This window comes from Micromonospora sp. NPDC005979, assembly GCF_040614415.1.
GTDB lineage: Bacteria > Actinomycetota > Actinomycetes > Mycobacteriales > Micromonosporaceae > Micromonospora.
Genome location: NZ_JBEXUR010000029.1, coordinates 1 through 18,757, shown reverse-complemented (window position 1 = coordinate 18,757; position 18,757 = coordinate 1). Strand labels below are relative to the sequence as shown.

The 18,757-nt window shown below is 71.0% G+C and carries 16 protein-coding genes; 7 read left to right on the top strand and 9 right to left on the bottom strand.

Features of this window, described 5'->3' with window-relative positions; genetic code table 11:
- Positions 1-154: 154 nt before the first annotated feature.
- Complete coding sequence (locus tag ABZ272_RS30905; RefSeq protein ID WP_355053469.1) at positions 155-3,706, bottom strand: LamG-like jellyroll fold domain-containing protein; 3,552 nt, start codon at positions 3,704-3,706, stop codon at positions 155-157.
- A gap of 746 nt (positions 3,707-4,452) precedes the next feature.
- On the opposite strand from ABZ272_RS30905, the gene ABZ272_RS30900 reads away from it, so the two are divergent.
- The 3 genes from ABZ272_RS30900 (at position 4,453) to ABZ272_RS30890 (ending at position 6,225) form a co-directional block, all read left to right on the top strand.
- Positions 4,453-5,073 (top strand): L-threonylcarbamoyladenylate synthase, encoded by a 621-nt coding sequence (locus tag ABZ272_RS30900; RefSeq protein ID WP_355053468.1) that lies wholly within the window; start codon positions 4,453-4,455, stop codon positions 5,071-5,073.
- Positions 5,074-5,164: 91 nt separating this feature from the next.
- Entirely contained in the window at positions 5,165-5,704 is a 540-nt protein-coding gene (locus ABZ272_RS30895) for an RNA polymerase sigma factor (RefSeq protein WP_355053467.1), read from the top strand.
- Positions 5,701-6,225: a hypothetical protein gene (locus ABZ272_RS30890; RefSeq protein ID WP_355053466.1), complete on the top strand. Its 525-nt coding sequence runs from the start codon at positions 5,701-5,703 to the stop codon at positions 6,223-6,225. Before ABZ272_RS30895 ends, ABZ272_RS30890 begins: the two co-directional genes overlap by 4 nt.
- Before the next feature lie 35 nt (positions 6,226-6,260).
- Here ABZ272_RS30890 and ABZ272_RS30885 read toward each other — a convergent pair whose 3' ends face one another.
- Positions 6,261-7,682 carry a serine/threonine-protein kinase gene (locus tag ABZ272_RS30885; RefSeq protein ID WP_355053465.1) on the bottom strand — a complete coding sequence of 474 codons (1,422 nt, stop codon included), beginning with the start codon at positions 7,680-7,682 and terminating at the stop codon, positions 6,261-6,263.
- Positions 7,683-7,806: 124 nt separating this feature from the next.
- Between ABZ272_RS30885 and ABZ272_RS30880 the strand changes: the two genes are divergently transcribed.
- From ABZ272_RS30880 to ABZ272_RS30870, 3 genes are all read left to right on the top strand, one after another.
- Entirely contained in the window at positions 7,807-8,394 is a 588-nt protein-coding gene (locus tag ABZ272_RS30880) for a hypothetical protein (RefSeq protein ID WP_355053464.1), read from the top strand.
- 130 nt (positions 8,395-8,524) lie between these two features.
- Complete coding sequence (locus ABZ272_RS30875) at positions 8,525-8,866, top strand: PadR family transcriptional regulator (protein ID WP_355053463.1); 342 nt, start codon at positions 8,525-8,527, stop codon at positions 8,864-8,866.
- Positions 8,863-9,807 (top strand): permease prefix domain 1-containing protein, encoded by a 945-nt coding sequence (locus ABZ272_RS30870; RefSeq protein WP_355053462.1) that lies wholly within the window; start codon positions 8,863-8,865, stop codon positions 9,805-9,807. The genes ABZ272_RS30875 and ABZ272_RS30870 overlap by 4 nt, the downstream gene beginning before the upstream one ends.
- A 206-nt stretch (positions 9,808-10,013) precedes the next feature.
- Here the strand turns inward: ABZ272_RS30870 and ABZ272_RS30865 are convergent, their stop codons facing one another.
- The 7 genes from ABZ272_RS30865 to pgsA all read right to left on the bottom strand — a co-directional run bounded on the left by ABZ272_RS30865 (position 10,014) and on the right by pgsA (position 16,119).
- Positions 10,014-10,766, bottom strand: a complete 753-nt coding sequence (locus ABZ272_RS30865; RefSeq protein WP_355053461.1) for a YebC/PmpR family DNA-binding transcriptional regulator — start codon at positions 10,764-10,766, stop codon at positions 10,014-10,016.
- 261 nt (positions 10,767-11,027) lie between these two features.
- Positions 11,028-11,630: a pyridoxal 5'-phosphate synthase glutaminase subunit PdxT gene (gene pdxT, locus ABZ272_RS30860; protein ID WP_355053460.1), complete on the bottom strand. Its 603-nt coding sequence runs from the start codon at positions 11,628-11,630 to the stop codon at positions 11,028-11,030.
- An 82-nt stretch (positions 11,631-11,712) separates the two neighbouring features.
- Positions 11,713-12,630, bottom strand: coding sequence for a pyridoxal 5'-phosphate synthase lyase subunit PdxS (gene pdxS, locus ABZ272_RS30855; RefSeq protein ID WP_355053459.1), 918 nt, complete (start codon positions 12,628-12,630; stop codon positions 11,713-11,715).
- Between the two features lie 143 nt (positions 12,631-12,773).
- Positions 12,774-13,277: a hypothetical protein gene (locus ABZ272_RS30850; protein WP_355053458.1), complete on the bottom strand. Its 504-nt coding sequence runs from the start codon at positions 13,275-13,277 to the stop codon at positions 12,774-12,776.
- A gap of 83 nt (positions 13,278-13,360) precedes the next feature.
- On the bottom strand, positions 13,361-14,521 hold the full coding sequence (locus ABZ272_RS30845) for a glycosyltransferase family 4 protein (protein WP_355053457.1): 1,161 nt from the start codon (positions 14,519-14,521) through the stop codon (positions 13,361-13,363).
- A gap of 16 nt (positions 14,522-14,537) precedes the next feature.
- Positions 14,538-15,467, bottom strand: coding sequence for a phosphatidylinositol mannoside acyltransferase (locus ABZ272_RS30840; protein ID WP_355053456.1), 930 nt, complete (start codon positions 15,465-15,467; stop codon positions 14,538-14,540).
- A gap of 22 nt (positions 15,468-15,489) precedes the next feature.
- Positions 15,490-16,119: a phosphatidylinositol phosphate synthase gene (pgsA, locus tag ABZ272_RS30835; protein WP_355053455.1), complete on the bottom strand. Its 630-nt coding sequence runs from the start codon at positions 16,117-16,119 to the stop codon at positions 15,490-15,492.
- A gap of 251 nt (positions 16,120-16,370) precedes the next feature.
- On the opposite strand from pgsA, the gene ABZ272_RS30830 reads away from it, so the two are divergent.
- Positions 16,371-18,527, top strand: a complete 2,157-nt coding sequence (locus ABZ272_RS30830; RefSeq protein ID WP_355053454.1) for an elongation factor G-like protein EF-G2 — start codon at positions 16,371-16,373, stop codon at positions 18,525-18,527.
- Positions 18,528-18,757: the final 230 nt, after the last annotated feature.

The window sequence follows — 18,757 nt, the reverse complement described above, 5'->3', positions numbered from 1 at the left end:
CGCCAGGGGCGGTTCGGTCGACCGGGTTTGATGGTTCTCATCGTGTCCTCTCGGAGGGGTGACGACACGCCGCCGGGGGTCGTGCGGCGTGGTGGACGAAGGGTCGGTTCGGGGTGGGGACGACAGGCCGCTCCCCACCCCGAACGACCAGCGGCTACGCCTCCGCGAACACCGCCGCGATGTCGGCGCCGCTGAGGGCGCCCTGCCAGGCGCGCACCCGGTCGATGTCACCCGGGAAGTAGTCCGCCAATACGCCGTACTTCGAGCGCCCAACAGTGAAGGGTCCGTCCGCGCTCCACGGAGTCGGGGCACTGACGGTGCCCGCCAACTGACCGTTGACGTAGAGGCTCTGGCTCTGCGCATTCACGTCCTGAACCGCAGCCAGGTGGACCCACGCGTTGGCGATACAGTCGCTGCCGTAGACCGTCCGGGAGGTACTCGACGTCGCGTCGATGTTGCGGGTCATCAACGACCACTTGGGACGACCGGAGGGGTCGTTTCGGCAGGTCAGGAAGAATCCGGAGATCTGACTACCGTCCTGGGCAATGACCGTACGTGGTCCGGTTCCACCGTTCCAGCGGGCCCAGGCCGCAACGGTGTACGACTGGTCGGTGCGCAAGACCGGTGCATCGGTTGCCGCATTACCAGACAGCCCGTCCAGGGCGAGGCCGCTGGAGAAGTTGTAGCCCGCGTCAGGTGACCAATCGGCGGAAGGAGCGTCGGCGACGTTCAGCGGCCGTTGATATCCGGAACCGTCGGCCTCCTGACGTGGAGCGTCGTAGTCGTAGTCCTCCATCTCCCACTCCCCCACCAGCACAGGCTGTACCAGTGGTTGAAGGTCGATGTCAGGGTCGATGACGCGGTCCCACACCCGGACTTCACTGACAAGCCCGTTGAACCACCCGGTAAGGAACCCGGCACGGCCCGCGCCGAAGAGCAGCGGGCCCGTGGAGGGCCAGACGGGCGAGGTGGAGCCTGTGCCCTTGAGGGTCCCGTTGACATACAGGGCCAGCTGATTAGGGGCGCCGGCGTCGTATACGCCGGTGAGGTGCGTCCAGAGCCCGACCTGGACGGGGTCGGTCGCGCAGGCCGGCGCTGCTGTCGCGGCAGCGTTCGACAGGTCCGCCGCATACGTGACGAAGCACCAGCGTTGTTTCGTGGGGAAGTACTGCAGCTCGAAGGGGCTCTTGTTCGTACCCGGCTGTGAGACGACGACTCCACCGGCGGCATCGGCGCGAACCCAGGCGGAGACCGAGAAGCTGCGCGAGGTGTCGATCAGTGAGGTGGACGTGCTGGCATAGTCCGAAACACCGCGAAACTTGACGGCCCAGTCCTTGCCCTGGTTCTTGTGCGTACCGCGGACGCGGGATTCGGCCCAGGACGGATTGGACGTGAGGGTCGCAGACTGGCCCCCGCTGACGGTGTTCGTCAGCGTGGTGCCGGTCCCCTCATTGATCGCCCAGTGCGCCTTTGCCGCCGATGGGCTGTCGACGAGGAAGACGTAGTCGTACGCGCTGGTCGAGTTGCCGGCCTGGTCCCGGCTCTTGACGCTCAGCACGTTCTCACCGATCGAGTTCGGCGTGACCCACACCGTCGCGGAGCCGCCCAGCGTGGCAGCCTTCACCACCTGTTCCGCCCCACCCGCTACCTGGTAGACGTAGTCGTAGACGTCGGTGGCGCCGTTGGCGGAGAAGGTGAACCTGCCGGAGTAGCCGGCCGAGCCATGCACATCCTGGTTTGTACCCATCGGCGGGGACTCCAGGTAAAGCCCGTCCGCCGGGGTCACCTTCGGCGTCGCCGTGGGTGCGGCGTAGTCGACGTAGAACTCGCACCAAGGCGACCCGCCCGAAATCCCGCCGAGGGTGTCCTTGGCCTGCACCTGCCACCGGTACACGTCCCCGCTGGCGGTCTTGCTGTCCGACTGCATCTCGGCCTTGGCACCGGGTGCGACGCCGAGATCGGTCTTGGGCCAGCCCGCAGGGGTGGCCCAGGCTCCGTTGACGAGCTTCTGCAGCGTGAACACGCCGGAGAGGCTGCCGCCGTTGCTGCCGTCAGGGTCGGTGAGCGTGGCCTTGAACCATGGATAGTCCGAGCGCACCATCGGTCGGCTCGCGCCGGTCACGCACGCCTGTGCGGGACCCGTGTATCCGGCGTGCGTGGACAGCTGCGCCGCGGTTGGGGTGTTCGGGTTGGTGTTGTACTCGACCGTCAGCTTGGTCATCGCTGGGTCGAACTTCTTCCACCAGGTCGACTCCGACTCTGACGTGCCGTCGGACTGCCGGGCCGCCAGCGCGAGGGTGTACCTGTCCTCCCCCCGGTTGGCAGAGATGTCGTTCTTCAGGTTCGAGGCCGCGAACTCCATCGGCAGGTCGGGCTGGGGGTCGTTGTCACAGCTCGGTGTCGCGGGCGGCTTGTGGGCATGGCCCGACCGTTCCTCCAACCAGGTGATCAGGTTCGGGCCGTCCCAGCTCTGCTTGCCGGAGCTACCCAGCTCTTGGGTGCGATAGAGGTTCACGGGCGTGGAGCCGCACGACCAGGAGTGAGTCATCTCGGTCAGGAACTTCGCCGACCGGATCGTCTTACCCGACAGCGACGCGAGGTTGAACCGGAAGAACGAGCGGTAGTTCCCGGAGCCGTCCGGGTTCTTGCCCACCCGGGCCACACCGTCGTCACGGGTGGCGTTCTGCGTGCCGGTGTAACCCCAGATCGACTTGCCGATCGTCGTCCACGGGTCGATCGCCACCGGGTAGGTGGTCTCCTTACCCCGCAGCAACGCCAGGTCCGGACGGATGACGAGATCCCCGTCGCGTACCTCGGTCGTCAACTCCGACTTGCGGGCTCGATCCGGCACCGTGCGCAGCGCCTCCCGCTTCTCCTGCGCCGCGAACGTCGCGAGCGCTCTACTGCGGTTCGCCGTGGTGTTCGTGGTAAGGCCGGACGAGTCCCACATCAGCGCGTTGCCGGCGGCGAGCACCTCGCGGCCCGAGTCGTCGACGACCTGGAAGCCGCCGTCGGGGCGCTGCCGCTTGGACAGCCCTGGGGTGTCGAGGCGGAGCCGCAGGGTCTCCAACGCCGGGTTCATCGCCGCAGTGGCCGACTTGACCACGAGTACCCAGCTGAAGCCGTCGGCCAGGGCACGCATGCGCAGGTCGACGTCGGGCAGCACCGACTCGTAGACCGCGGTGTCGCCCTCGATCCGGGGTCGGGGCAGCGTGCCGGGCCAGGCGAGGGACACCGCACCGCCGCTCTCGATGGGCAGGCGCACGACGGGGACCGTCCCGCCCGCCGAGAACGACACGTCCGCCAACGTTGCCACCGGCGCGACCGAACCGTCGGGCGCCTGTCGCAGCGACGTGTCGATGGTGCGCCAACCCGCGCCGTCGCGACGGTTCACCCAGCGTGGGACCGGATACGACTCCAGGACCAGAGAACCCTTGGGAGAAGCCAGGACGCGCGAGTACTCCGACTTCAACGCCATGACCTCGACGGCATGACCGGACCTCTTCGCGGCGGCGAGAGCCTGGGGTTCGGTCAGTTCGGCGGCCGCCGACGCGCCGTTCGACACGGGCTCGACTGCCTCGGCTCGCACGCCCTGCGGCACTGCGGCGACGCTCGCCACGGCGACGGCCACCGCCACGAAGGCGCGTCCCCAGATTTTGGGGCGGACGCGGATGCGCGGGCCAAGAATTCTCACTACGTTCCCCATTTCATCAAATCTGGATTGACACGAAGGTTTGGCCCGAGGGCCGCAACGAATTTCATTGCGGACCCGGGCCGTATGTGGTCTGAAATTACTTAACCTGGCGGGGCAGGCCGAGAATTCGCCAGGGAACAGTAGCTACGAAGGCGCGGTGACATCAATCGACATGATCAAGAATGAATGCTCACCGCAGCGGTTGTGCGAAACCGGCCACCGCCAGCAGTATGGGTGCCGCCTGGACCACCGCTCCAACCGTCATCGCTCGTTGCGGCGCGATCGCGGCAGCGCGACGCTGCCGTCCTTCAAAGCAGATCTGCCTGGTCGTCGACACACACTTCTTCGCACAACGTGACCGTGCACGCCGCTCCTCCCCCGTGGCTCAAGTGGCATGAAGGTAAGGACCAGCAACCCTGCGTGTCAACATGCCCACCGAGGGCTACGTTGCGTGATCATGGAAAGGTGATGCGACCAGGAGGAATCGGGCCTGACGAGCACTTAACGTCACGACAATCCGAGTCAGGAGATAGGCGTCTCAGCCGACATCGATCGGCACAATCCATCCCCGATCGCTAGGCAACACCACCCATTACCTCAGTGATATCCGCGATAAGACCCATCTAACGCCCATTCCTCATCAGGAAAGTGCCGCGTCCGCTGCCCGACAGTGACAGCGGCTTCGGCCATTGATGCCGGCGGACGTGGACGGGTCGGGCGGCGTCGTGCAGTTATTGGATGAACGCTAGGCTCGACGGGTGGCGAGGTACTACGACGTACACCCGGAAAACCCGCAGCCCCGCGTGATCCGGCAGGTTGCCGACCTGGTCCGCGGCGGCGGCCTGGTCGCCTATCCGACGGACTCCTGCTACGCGCTGGGCTGCCAACTGGGCAACCGGGACGGGTTGGACCGCATCCGCGCGATCCGCCATCTCGACGAGCGGCACCACTTCACCCTGGTCTGCCGGGACTTCGCGCAGCTCGGTCAGTTCGTCCAGATCAACAATGCCGTGTTCCGGCTGGTCAAGGCGTCCACGCCGGGCAGCTACACGTTCATCCTGCCGGCCACCAAGGAGGTGCCCCGCCGGATGCTGCACCCGCGCAAGCGCACCGTCGGTGTCCGCGTACCCCGGCACACGGTGACCCAGGCGCTGCTGGCCGAGTTGGGCGAACCGCTGGTGTCCAGCACGCTGACGCTACCCGGCGAGGACGAGCCGATGACGCAGGGCTGGGAGATCAAGGAACAGCTCGACCACCAGCTCGACGCGGTGCTGGACGCCGGAGAGTGCGGCATGGAGCCGACGACAGTGATCGACCTTTCCGGGCCGGAGCCGGAGATCCTGCGCCGGGGCGCCGGAGACGTGTCCCGCTTCGAGTAGCCCGGGTCGGGTGCCGGACCGGACGGGGACGGACCAACGCCGACGGCCGTACGCTTGGGGATCGGCCACCGGCGAGCATTGGACACCCGGCATGCCCGACCCCGCTGACCTCGACGCCCTGGCCCGTCGCGCTGCGCGGGGCGACCCGGCGGCGCTGGACGCCCTGCTGGTCGCGGTGCGTCCGGAGGCGCTGCGGCTGTGCGCCCGATTCCTGCCCAACCGCCAGGACGCCGAGGAAGCCTGCCAGGACACGCTCCTGGCGCTGGCCGGCGGCATCACCCGGTTCGAGGGTCGCTCCTCGTTCCGTACCTGGCTGCACCGACTGGCCGCCAATCGGGCCCGCTCCACGTACCGCACGTTGCGTCGCCGCTGCCGACTGGAGGCCGGCGGTGTTCCGGTGCCCGATCAGGCCGATCCCCGGCGGACCAGCGTGGTCGCGGGCACCCGCCTCGATCTGCTCGACGCGTTCGACTCGGTCCACCCCGACCACGCCGAGGTGGTGGCCCTGCGTGACGTCCTCGGGCTGAGCTACCCCGAGATCGCCACCCTGCTCGACGTTCCGGTGGGCACGGTGAAGTCCCGGTTGCACCTGGCCCGGAGGCAGGTCCGGCAACGGCTCGGCGGCGGATGATCCCGGCATCGTTCCGCCGGCTCACCGTCGTCCTCGCGGCCACCGTGGCTGTCGCCGCCTGCGGCGCCGACGCCGTCTCGCCGCTGCCCGTCCAGCCGCCCGGCCCGACCCGTTCGACGCCGACACCCCCGGCGACCTCCGCGACCCCCGCGCCCAGCGCATCGCCGTCCCGACCGCCGCCGACCAGCGGGCGCCCGCCCGCACCACCCACACCAAGGGGTACGCCCCGAACGACTCCCCCGCCGACCGCCGCGACCCCGGCCTGTCAGGGCGCGGTCCGCTACGACCTGCCGCTCGCCGAGACCGAGATCGAGCTGCTGCGATCGCTCTGCTTCGCGACCGGTGCGGTGCTGCGGATCCAGGGCATCGGGCCCGGACTCGTCACCGTGGACCGGCCGGACCTGGTCTCCCAGCAGTACGAGGCGGGCGTGGTGGACGTCCGCTTCGTCCGCCCCGGCACCGTCGTCGTGACGATTCCCAAGGACGGCCGGGAGCACACCATCACCGTGGTGGTCCGCTGACCCGCGCCCGGCGACACGGTCTGCCCACGGGCGGGTCAGCGCACCCGTACACCGGCGAGCAGGGTGTCCACGAACTCGGGCCCGCTGCCCACCGGCGGGGCGATCTGCACGTACACCAGGGCGGACCCGCCGGGGTGCAGGCCGGCCGACTCGACGATCCACGGCCGGCCCTGGTCGCAGGCATAGAGCACCACCGTCCACTCCACGCCCGCCTGTCGGGTGGTGCGGGCCGGCGCGGGCGCGCAGTCCCCGTGCGTACGCTCGGCCAGGAATCCGGCCGGCGTGGTGCGGGCCGCCGTGGCGGCCGAGAGGCCGACGAACGCGCCGGGCAGTCGGGGGTCGGCGGCCCAGCGGCGGGGTCGCGGCGACATCACCAGGGCTGGTTCGGGCTCGCCGTCGGCGCCGTACTGGCCGGCCCAGGTCGCCCCCGTGGCGGACCAGCCGGGCGGCAACGACACGGTCAACGGCCCGGTCGTGTACGTGTCGCCGGCCGACCGGCCCGACCCGGTGCCGCCCGGCTCGGCGGCCACCTGGCTCACCGCGACGGCGACCACGACGGCCACCCCGGTCAGCAGTGACCGGCGTGGACGGCGCGGTGGCGGCCCCTGCCGCGCGCTCGTGGCAACCGGACCAGCCGGTCTGCGCGCCGGGCCACTCACGCGGGCCAACGCGGCGTGCAGGGCCGCGGCGTCGGGATAGCGGTCGTCCGGGTGGTATGCGGTGGCCCGGGCGAGCATCGCCGCGACTCCCGGCGGCACGCCGTCGCGGAGTCGGATCTGCGGGGCGGGTCGTGGCGGGTCGGGTCGGTGGGGATGCGCGCCCGTCGGGTCGGCGGCCAGCAGCCGGACGCCGAGCCGGCCGAGCCCGTACACGTCGGCGCGGGTGTCGACCACCGCTCCCGGATGGTCCTGCTCAGGGGCCATGTAACCGGGGGTGCCGGCCCGGGCGGTCAGCCCCGAGGCGGCGGCGAGCGCCTTGGCGAGCCCGAGGTCGGCGATCAGCACCTGCTCGGCGCCCTCGGGCCCGGCGGAGCGGAACAGGACGTTGCCCGGGGTGAGGTCACGGTGCACGACGCCGTTTCGGTGCAGCACGGCTACCCCGGCGCAGACCTCGCCCAGCAGCCGCAGCGCCGCTGTCGCCGGGATTTCGCCCGCGGCGAGGCGGTCCCGCAGGCTCCCCCGGTCCGCCCAGGCCAGGACGGCGTACGGCCTCCCGTCGGGCAACTCACCGACGGTGTGCACCCGGATCAGCCGCTCGTGCTCCAGACGGCGCAGCAGTCGGGCCTCGTCGAGGAAGCGTTCCCGGACCCGCAGGTCGTGGCTCCAGTTCTCGGCCAGCACCTTGATCGCCACCCGCGCGTCGAGCACCGCGTCGTAGCCCAACCAGACCGTCGCGAACGAGCCGACGCCCAGCAGTCGCTCGATGGCGTAGGGCCCGATCAGCTGCGGAGACGTCACCGTGTCACCCCCGGCCAGCACGGTCCCTTCCACAGTAGACCCGGTCCGGTCGGAAACCCGACGAACCGCTGCGGCCGGCGCGGTGACTAACAGGGCAGGAGACCCATCACCGAAGGAGCCCACCATGAACCGTCCGCTGACCCTTCTCACCACTGCCGCGCTCGCGCTCGGCACGCTCGTCCCGATGACCGTCGCCGGCCCGGCGGGGGCAGCGCTCCCGGCCGGCGGCGCCTCGGCGTACGCCCCGCTCGCCGCCGCCGGGCACACCCACCCGCAGGTACTCGGCGTCGGCGGCGCCGGCGCGTACCGGATCGGTGCCAGCCTGGCGGCGCTCACCGCGGCCGGCCGCATCGACTGGACCGCGCCGGGCTGCGGCACGGTGGTCCACGCCGGTGCGACCGGCTCCTGGGCCGGTGTCCTTCTACTGGCCTTCCGCGACGGACTACTGGTGGAGGTCGGTACGGCCACCGCGCCGCCGCAGTCGCCGGCCGGGGCCCGGGTCGGCATGTCCTTCGCGGAGTTGGAGGCGATCTACGGCCCGCGCGGGTCGCTGATCCGTAACGACGCGGGGGACGCCGAGGCGTACCTGGTTCGCGTCGGGTCGCGGGTGGAGCTGTTCACCGGGCACCCGATCCGGCCGGGCGTGGGCTACTTCCAGGTCGGCCCGGCCAACTTCGTCGAGCGGAACTTCCGCCAGGGCGTGTCCTGCTGAGTGTGACCAGGTGGCGGGGCGTCCGGTGCCGACCGGGCGCCCCGCGCGTCACGGCGCCCCGAGCAGGGGTTGGCAAACACGATGATGTCGCAGTGGACAACACTGTGTGGCACACAGTATGGTGTGACACATGGTTAGCGAGGACGTTCTACGGACGCATCTGCAGGAGTTGCGTCGAGGCACCGTCGTGGTGGCCAGCCTGGTCGCGCTCCGGCGACCGGACTACGGCTACGCACTGCTGCAACGGCTCACCGACCACGGCTTCCCGGTGGACGCCAACACGCTCTACCCGCTGCTGCGCCGCCTGGAGGACCAGGGCCTGCTGACCAGCGAGTGGAACACCGAGGAGAGCCGGCCGCGCAAGTTCTACCGGACCAGCGACGAGGGCGAGTCGATGCTGAACCGGCTCCTGGACGACCTCGCCGCCGTGCAGACCTCCATCAACGGCCTGATCCAAGGAGTCGACCGATGAACACCCTGACCGATCGCTACCTCGCCGCCACCCTGCGCTCGGTACCCGCCCCGCGACGTGAAGAGATCGCCACCGAGCTGCGGGCCTCCATCGAGGACATGATCGATGATCGGACGGGGGGCGGCGCGGACGCGGTAGTCGCCGAGCGGGAGGTGCTCACCGAACTGGGCAACCCCGATCGACTGGCCGCCCGTTACGCCGACCGCCGGCTCCAGCTCCTCGGCCCGACCTACTACCTGATCTGGCTGCGGCTGCTGAAGCTGCTGCTCAGCTTCATTCCGGCGCTCGCCGGCACGGTCGTCGCGGTCGTCGCGGCCGTCGAGGGCAAGGGCTTCGGGGCCATCGGGCCGGGCCTCGTCGTCGCCCTGCACGTGGCGGTGCACATCTGCTTCTGGCTCACCCTGGTCTTCGTCCTCATCGAGCGGTCTCAGCCCACCGTCGACCTGCCCGACTGGACGGTCGACCAGCTCCCCGACGTCCCCGCGCACCGGGACATCTCACTCGTCGACACCATCGCGACGGTGACGATGCTGGTGGTGTTCATCGGCTACCTGCCCTTGCAGCACTTCCAGTCCTGGGTACGCGACACCGACGGTGACAACATCCCGCTCCTCGACCCGGCTCTCTGGTCGTTCTGGCTGCCGGCGCTGATCGGCGTGCTGGCCCTCGACGTGGTGTTCGAGATCGTCAAGTACCGGATCGGGCGCTGGAACTGGCGGCTGTTCGCGACCAAGGCGCTGCTCAACCTGGCGTTCACGGTGCCGGTGGTCTGGCTGGCGCTCTCCGACCGACTGCTCAACCCGGCCCTCGGTGAGCGGCTCGACTGGCTGGCGGTCGCGGACAACCGCGAGATCCTCGCGGTCATCATCGCGCTGAGCACCGCCGGGATCGCGGTGTGGGAACTGATCGACACCGCCCTGAAGACCCGCCGCTCGCGCTGAGCGGCGTACGAGACGGCGGCCCGGCGCGGACATCCCGCGCCGGGCCGCCGTGCGTACGGCGCCGGACCGCTCGCCGTTCGGTGGCTCGGACCAGGGCGAAGGGCTTGGTGCATTGCGCGTGATCGACTCGGGTTCACGGAAAGCGGGGTGTCCACACGCGGCGGACACCCCGCTTTTCATGAAGTCGAGTCGATCAAAGGCCGGCCTCAGGCGTCGACGGCGGCCATCACGTCGTCGGAGACGTCGAAGTTGGCGTAGACGTTCTGCACGTCGTCGCAGTCTTCCAGGACGTCGATCAGCTTGAAGATCTTGCGGGCGCCCTCTTCGTCCAGCGGGACGTTCATGCTGGGGATCAGGGAGGATTCGGCCGACTCGTACTCGATGCCGGCGTCCTGCAACGCCGTGCGCACCGGGATCAGGTCGGTCGGCTCGGAGACCACCTCGAACGCCTCACCGAGGTCGTTGACCTCCTCGGCGCCGGCGTCGAGGACGGCCATCATCACGTCGTCCTCGCTGGTGCCCTCCTTGGGCACGATCACCACGCCCTTGCGGGAGAACATGTACGACACCGAGCCGGCGTCGGCGAGCGAGCCGCCGTTGCGGGTCAGCGCGGTGCGCACCTCGGTGGCCGCCCGGTTGCGGTTGTCGGTGAGGCACTCGATCAGCATCGCCACGCCGTTGGGGCCGTACCCCTCGTACATGATGGTCTGCCAGTCGGCGCCGCCGGCTTCCAGGCCCGAGCCGCGCTTGACGGCGCGGTCGATGTTGTCGTTGGGAACCGAGCTCTTCTTCGCCTTCTGGATGGCGTCGAACAGCGTCGGGTTACCGGCCGGGTCGCCGCCGCCGGTCCGGGCGGCCACCTCGACGTTCTTGATCAGCTTGGCGAACATCTTGCCGCGCTTGGCGTCGATGACGGCCTTCTTGTGCTTGGTGGTCGCCCACTTTGAGTGGCCGGACATCTTCTACCTCCGTCTGTCATTGCACGCCTGCGTCGACTGCCGCACCGATTCCGCGCCGCATCCGGCGATCCGGCGGCCGGTCGGCCCCGCGGGAAGTGCCGCGCCGGGCGACGGCCCTGCCGAACCGCGGCAATCTTACCGAGGTCACACCCCGCCATGTCACACCCGGGACCCGCCCGGGGCAGCGGCGCGGCGTCGGGGCCCGCTCAGACCAACGGCGCGGGAGCCCGATCCATGCCCGCGCGGGGGGGCGTCGGCCGCTCAGGCGGTGCGCGCCAGCTCGACGAAGTACGCGTGCAGGCGCAGATCGCCCGTCAGCTCGGGGTGAAAGGAGGTGGCCAGCAGGTTGCCCTGCCGGACGGCCACGATCCGCTCGGCGGCCGGGCCGCCGGTCACCGTGCCGATCACCTCGACGGCCGGGCCGACCCGCTCGACCCACGGCGCGCGGATGAACACGGCGTGAAACGGGTCGCCCGCCACGCCGGTGATCTCCACGGGCGCCTCGAACGAGTCGACCTGCCGCCCGAACGCGTTGCGCCGTACCGTCATGTCGATGCCGGCGAAACCGCGCTGGTCGGCGCGGCCGTCCAGCACCTCGGCGGCCAACATGATCATGCCGGCGCAGGAGCCGTAGACGGGCATGCCGTCGGCGATCCGCTTGTCGATCGGCTCGCGCATCTCGAAGATGTCGACGAGCTTGCTGATGGTGGTGGACTCGCCGCCGGGGATCACCAGCCCGTCGACGGCGTCCAGCTCGGCCGGACGTCGGACCGGACGGGCGTCCGCACCCGCCGCGGTCAGCGCCGCCAGGTGCTCTCGGACGTCCCCCTGCAGCGCGAGCACGCCGATCATTGGTGTCGCCACGTTCGCACCGTTCCTCTCGATCCCGCGCATGGAAGGTGCCCTTCCTATACATCAGGCGTTAATAAGGTGCCCTTCCTTGCGCTCACCAGCCGCGCTCGGCCAGGCGGTGCGGCTGAGGGATCTCGTCGACGTTGATGCCGACCATCGCCTCACCCAGACCACGGGAGACCTTCGCCAGCACGTCCGGGTCGTCGTGGAAGGTGGTGGCCTTGACGATCGCGGCGGCCCGCTGCGCCGGGTTACCGGCCTTGAAGATGCCGGAGCCGACGAACACGCCCTCCGCGCCGAGCTGCATCATCATCGCGGCGTCGGCCGGCGTGGCGATCCCACCGGCGGTGAACAGCACGACCGGCAGCTTGCCGCTCTCGGCGACCTCCTTGACCAGCTCGTACGGGGCCTGCAACTCCTTGGCCGCCACGTACAGCTCGTCGGCCGGCAGCGACGACAGCCGGCGGATCTCCTGGCGGATCTTGCGCATGTGGGTGGTGGCGTTCGAGACGTCACCGGTGCCCGCCTCGCCCTTGGAGCGGATCATGGCCGCGCCCTCGGTGATCCGGCGCAGCGCCTCGCCCAGGTTGGTCGCGCCGCACACGAAGGGCACCGTGAACGCCCACTTGTCGATGTGGTTCGCGTAGTCGGCCGGGGTCAGCACCTCGGACTCGTCGACGTAGTCCACGCCCAGCGACTGGAGGATCTGCGCCTCGACGAAGTGACCGATGCGGGCCTTGGCCATCACCGGGATCGAGACCGCCGAGATGATGCCGTCGATCATGTCGGGGTCGCTCATCCGGGACACCCCGCCCTGCGCACGGATGTCGGCGGGCACCCGCTCCAACGCCATCACCGCGACCGCGCCGGCGTCCTCGGCGATCTTGGCCTGCTCGGCGTTGACGACGTCCATGATCACGCCGCCCTTGAGCATCTCGGCCATGCCCCGCTTCACGCGGGCCGTGCCGACGACGGGGGCGGTACCGGTGGTCGCTGCGGTGGTGTCGGACACGGATCGGCGCTCCTAGAACGTGCGGCGGGCGGTGGCAGCGAAAATGCTACGCACGGCGCAACGCCGCTTCGACAGCCAATCAGGCCCCCGGTGGCCTGCTCTGTGGCCTCGCTCACGGTCCGCCGGCACCGCTTTCGACCTGGTCAGCCCGCCGGTACGTCCGCCGGCACGACGAGGGTCGGGTCGTCGATGTCGAAGTAGCGCGGCCACTGGCGACCCCGCCCCATCCGCAACAACCGCACCAGCGGACGACTACGCGCCGACCGGGCGTCCCGGACCAGGTCGGTGTGCACCTGCCGGGACAACGCGAGCCGCCGGCTCGCCGCGATGACCGCCGTGCAGTCCGCGTCGGCCGGGTCCAACCGCACCGTGCGGAGCTGCCGGGTCAGGTCGTTCTCCGCCGCCTCCCGCTCGTCCGGCGCGGCGTCGAGCGCGATCCGGGCCGCCGCGTACAGCTCGACGCCGAACCGCCGCTCCGCCAGCACCGCGGCGGCCGCCGCCCGGCGCAACAGGTGGGCGTCGAGGGCCCGCGCCGCAAGCTCCGCGCGGGACTGCAGCCGCTCGACCCGGCCGGCCGTCCAGATGAGGTACGCCGCAAGCACCCCCACGAGCACGCTCGCGGCCACCACCCACCACATGTGCGGCATCGTAGTGCTGCTCCGTTTCTCCTCCATCGCGCACGTCGCCGCTCGTCACCGGCGTCACCAGGCGCACCATCGGTCACTCCGGCTCAGCCCAGCCCCACCCATTCCTGGTCGATGACCCGTCCGTCGGTCGCCTCGATCGCCGCTGCGTATACCTCCAGAACACGGCGGGCAACCATGGGCCAGTCGAAATTCGCCACCACCTGATCACCGCAGGCCGTCAGCGCGGCCCGTGCTCCCGGATCGTCGAGCAACTCGGACAGGGCGTCGCGCAGCCCCACCGCGTCGCCGGTCGGGAACAACCGCCCCGCCCGCCCACCGTCGAGCACCCGGCGGAACGCGTCCAGGTCGCTCGCCACGACCGTGGTGCCGGCGGCCAACGCCTCGGTGAGGATCATCCCGAACGACTCGCCGCCGGTGTTCGGCGCCACGTACAGGTGCACGCTGCGCAGCATCCGCGCCTTGTCCGGCTCGGAGACCAGACCGAGGAACGTCACCCGCTCCCGCAGCTCGGCCGGGAACTGGTCGTACAGGTCGTCGGGGTCACCCGGGCCGGCGACCAGCAGCCGCAGGCCCGGACGGGTTGCCGCCAGCGCCACGAAGGCGTCCCGCAGCACCGGGAAGCCCTTGCGCGCCTCCGTGAACCGCCCCAGGAAGCCCAGCGTGCCGCCGGTGCCCGGCCCGCACTCCCCCGGCCACTCCGGCAGCGGCTCGGCGTCGGCGAACTTCGCCACCGCCACCCCGTTCGGGATCTCCACCGCGCCGCCGTCCATGTGCTCGACCTGCACCTTGCGGGCCAGCGCGCTCACCGCGATCCGGGCGGTGATCCGCTCCAACACGATCTGCAGCACGCCCTGGGCGGCCGCCAGCACCCGCGAGCGGGTCATCGCCGTGTGGAAGGTGGCCACCACCGGCCCGCGCGCCGACAGCACCGCCAGCAGCGACAGGCTCAACGTCAGCGGCTCGTGCACGTGCAGCACGTCGAAGTCACCGTTGGTGAGCCAACGCCGGACCCGGGCCGTGGAAACCGGGCCGAACGCGATGCGGGCCACCGACCCGTTGTACGGCAGCGGCACCGCCCGACCGGCGGACACCACGTACTCGGGCAGGTCGGCGTCCTCGTCGGCCGGCGCGAGCACGCTGACCTCGTGCCCGAGGGTGATCAGCGTCTCGGCGAGGTCGACGACGTGGTTCTGCACGCCGCCGGGCACGTCGAAGGAGTACGGGCAGACGATACCGATCCGCATGCGTCAGCCACCCCCTTCAGGACCGACCCGAGGTCGACGCCGGCAGTTCCGTGCCCCCCGCGCCGCGCTGGTCCAGCCACATCCGCTGCAACATGTGCCAGTCTTGCGGATGCCGGGCGATACCCGCCGCCAGACGGTCGGCGATCATCTGGGTCAGCGACCGGACCCGCGCGTCGAGCGGCCCCGCCTCCGGGCCGGGCACCGGCAACGGGCCGGCGAGCGACGCGCACGCCCGGTCCTTCTCGTACCACATCGAGGCCACGTAGAGCGGCGCACCGGTGTGTATCGCGAGCAGCGCGGGCCCGGCGGGCATACGCGTCTTCGCGCCGAAGAAGTCCACCTCGACGCCGCGGGCCGACAGGTCCCGGTCGGCCAGCAGCGGTACGACCGCGCCCGAGCGCAGCCGGTCCAGCAGCACGTCGAACGGCGGACGCGGGCCGCCGTGGGTGGGCAGGATCTCCATGCCCAGCTTCCCCCGGAACGCCAGGAAGCGCTTGTACACGCCCTCCGGCTTGAGCCGCTCCATGACCGTGCTGATCGGCCAGCCGGTGGCCGCCACCCAGGCGCCCGCCGCGTCCCAGTTGCCGGCGTGCGGCAACGCCACCACCGCGCCCCGGCCGGCGGCGACGTCGGCGGCCAGCAACTCCGCGCCGTCGAGCCGGAAACCGGACAGGATCTGCGACCGACTCAACGACGGCAGCCGGAACGCCTCCATCCAGTACCGGGCGTACGAGCGGAGGCCACGTCGTACGAGATCGTCCAGCTCGGCCTCGGACAGCTCCGGGCCGACCACCCGGCGCAGGTTGGCGCGCAGTCGATCCGTACCCCCGCCGCCCTTGCGGTACGCGCGGTCCGCGCCCGCCGCGAACGCCGCCGCCGCCAGCGGCCGGGGAAGCGCGCGGACCAGCCGCCAGCCAGCGAGGTAGCCCAGCTCGGTGAGGTTCACGCGGTCCGGCCGCCGGTCGCGCTCACGCCTGGCCGTCCGGCTGGAGCTGCTGGGCCTGGCGGTAGACGTGCGCCATCCGCTGCCCCACCGTGAAGATCGAGATCGCGGCCAGCAGCCAGAGCGCGATCTCCAGCGCCGGCTTCACGCCCACGCCGGTGAGGATTCCGCCGACGCCGACGATCAGCAGTCGCTCGGTGCGCTCGGCGATGCCCACGTTGCAGGTCATGCCCAGCCCCTCGGCACGCGCCTTCACGTACGAGACGAGCCCGCCGGCGGCCAGGCAGAGCAGCGCGGCGGCGACGCCCGAGTGGTCACCCCGGGTGGCCAGCCAGTACGCCACCGCGCCGAAGACGGCGCTGTCGGCGACCCGGTCCATGCTCGAGTCGAGGAACGCGCCGAACCGGGTGGAGCCGCCGCTCATCCGGGCCATCGTCCCGTCGAGCAGGTCGGTCAACGCGAACAGAGTCACGATCAACGCGCCCGCGACCAGATGGCCGCGGGCACCGAAGCCGAGCGCGCCGACGAGCACACCAACGGTGCCCGCGACGGTGACGACATTGGGGGTGACGCCCGCGCGCAGCAGGGCGCGGGCAATCGGCTCGACGACGCGGGTCATCCCCGCGCGGGCCGACACTTGGAAGATCTTCGCCATGGCGGTCCCCACGATAACGGTCCGCGCAGCTCCGGCCATAACGCCGGTCCCGACGACCCGCCCGGGGCAGGCTTGTGTGTGTCCGGCAACGGGTGTGAGATCGAGCCGGGAAGTGAGCCAGCTCACCCGTCCGCCCGTTGATTTCTCACCGGGCAGCAGACCACCGGAGGATATCGCCGCGCACTCGCCCCGGGCCGCTTCCACCTCGCGCGGCGGTCGCCACCCACCACCGGCTGAGGGAGGTGCGCCCCATGGCGCAGAAACATCAGGACAAGGGGGCCGCCGGCGGCACGCCGGTGGTGACCGAACCCGCGCGGGTTCGCAACGTGGCGCTCGTCGGGCACTCCGGGGCGGGCAAGACCACGCTCGTCGAGGCCCTGCTCGCCGCGACCGGCACGATCGGCCGGGCCGGCAGCGTCGTCGACGGCACGACCGTGGGCGACCACGACCCCGCAGCCGTACGCCAGCAGCGCTCGGTGAGCCTGTCGTGCGCGCCCCTGCTGCACGACGGCATCAAGGTCAACCTGCTGGACACGCCCGGGTACGCCGACTTCGTGGGCGAGCTGCGTGCCGGTCTGCGGGCCGCCGATGCCGCGCTGTTCGTGGTCTCCGCCGCCGGTGGCATGGACGCGGCCACCGTCGCCCTGTGGGAGGAGTGCGCTGCGGTCGACATGCCGCGTGCCGTCGCGGTGACCCGCCTGGACGCGCCCCGCGCCGACTTCGACGAGACGGTCGCGCTCTGCCAGCGGGTCTTCGGCGACAACGTGATGCCCCTCTACCTGCCGATGCTCGGCGACGACGGCATCTCCACCGAAGGGCTGCTCGGGCTGATCACCCGCCGGGTCTTCGACTACAGCGCCGGGCTGCCCGCCGACGTCCGCGACCCGGACCCGGAGCACCAGCGGGCCATCGACGAGTCCCGCGACGAGCTGATCGAGGGGATCATCGCCGAGAGCGAGGACGAGACCCTCATGGACCGCTACCTCGACGGCGAGGAGATCAGTACCGAGGTGCTCGTCGACGACCTGGAGAAGGCCGTCGCCCGGGGCCACTTCTACCCGGCGGTGCCGGTCTGCGCCGAGACCGGCGTCGGCCTGGACGCGCTGCTGGAGTTGCTGACCGCGGCGTTCCCGTCACCGCTGGAGCACGAGCTGCCGGCGGTCACCGGGGTGGACGGCTCGCCCCGCCCGCCGCTGACCTGCGATCCGAACGGCCCGCTCGTGGCCGAGGTCGTCAAGACCACCGTCGACCGGCACGTCGGCCGCGTCTCGCTGGTCCGGGTCTTCTCCGGCACGCTGCGTCCCGACGACACGGTGCACGTCTGCGGGCACGGCATGGCCGAGCGCGGGCACCCCGACCACGACGCCGACGAGCGGGTCGGGCACCTCTACACGCCGCTGGGCGCCACCCTGCGCGAGGTGCCGCACTGCGTGGCCGGCGACATCTGCGCGATCACCAAGTCGCCCAGCGCGGAGACCGGCGACACGGTGTCGGCCAAGGACGACCCGCTGCTGATCGCGCCGTGGGAGATGCCGGAGCCGCTGCTGCCGGTCGCGATCGCCGCCCGCAGCCGCGCCGACGAGGACGCCCTCGCCCGCAACCTCGCCCGGCTGGTCGCCGGCGACCCCACGCTGCGGCTGGACCGCAACCCGGAGACCCACCAACTGGTGCTCTGGTGCATGGGTGAGGCGCACGCGGACGTCCTGCTGGACCGGCTGCGCTCCGGGGGCGTCGAGCTGGACACCGAACCGGTGCGGGTGTCGCTGCGCGAGACGCTGACCGCCCCCGCGCGGGGTCACGGCCGGCACGTCAAGCAGTCCGGCGGCCACGGCCAGTACGCGGTCTGCGACATCGAGGTCGAGCCACTCCCCCGGGGGGCCGGCTTCGAGTTCGTCGACCGGGTCGTCGGCGGCGCCGTCCCGCACAACTACATCCCCTCGGTGGAGAAGGGCGTCCGCGCCCAGCTGGAACGCGGACTGGTCGCCGGCCACCCGGTGGTCGACCTGCGGGTCACCCTGGTCGACGGCAAGGCACACAGCGTCGACTCCTCCGACGCGGCCTTCCAGACCGCCGGAGCGCTGGCGCTGCGCGACGCGGCCGAGCGCGGCCAGCCGGCCCTCCTGGAGCCCATCGACGAGGTGACCATCCGGGTGCCGGACGGCTCGGTGGGCGCCGTACTGGGCGACCTGTCCGGCCGGCGCGGCCGGGTGCTCGGCACCGAGCCGGACCCGGACGCCGACGGCCGCACCCTGGTCCGCGCCGAGGTGCCGGCCCTGGAACTGCTGCGTTACGCCGTCGAGCTGCGCTCGATGACCGCTGGCACCGGCACCTTCCGCCGCCACTTCGTCCGCCACGACCCGATGCCCGCTCACCTGGCCGACCAGACCCGCAAAGAACAAACCCCGTAACCCTGCACCCCACCCCACCCCACCCCCGCCCCGGCCCTGCCCGCCCGGCCTCGCCCACGCGGCCCCGCCCACCCGGCCTCGCCGATCTTGCACTTTGTGTCGACGGTAAGTGGTTTATTGCGGCATTAGTCCCAGCAGAAAGTGCAAGACGCTTCTATGTCTGTGGTGATCGGTTCGGCTGGTTGCCGTTAGGTTCGGCGTCGATGATCGCTTGGGTGACTCATTGTCGA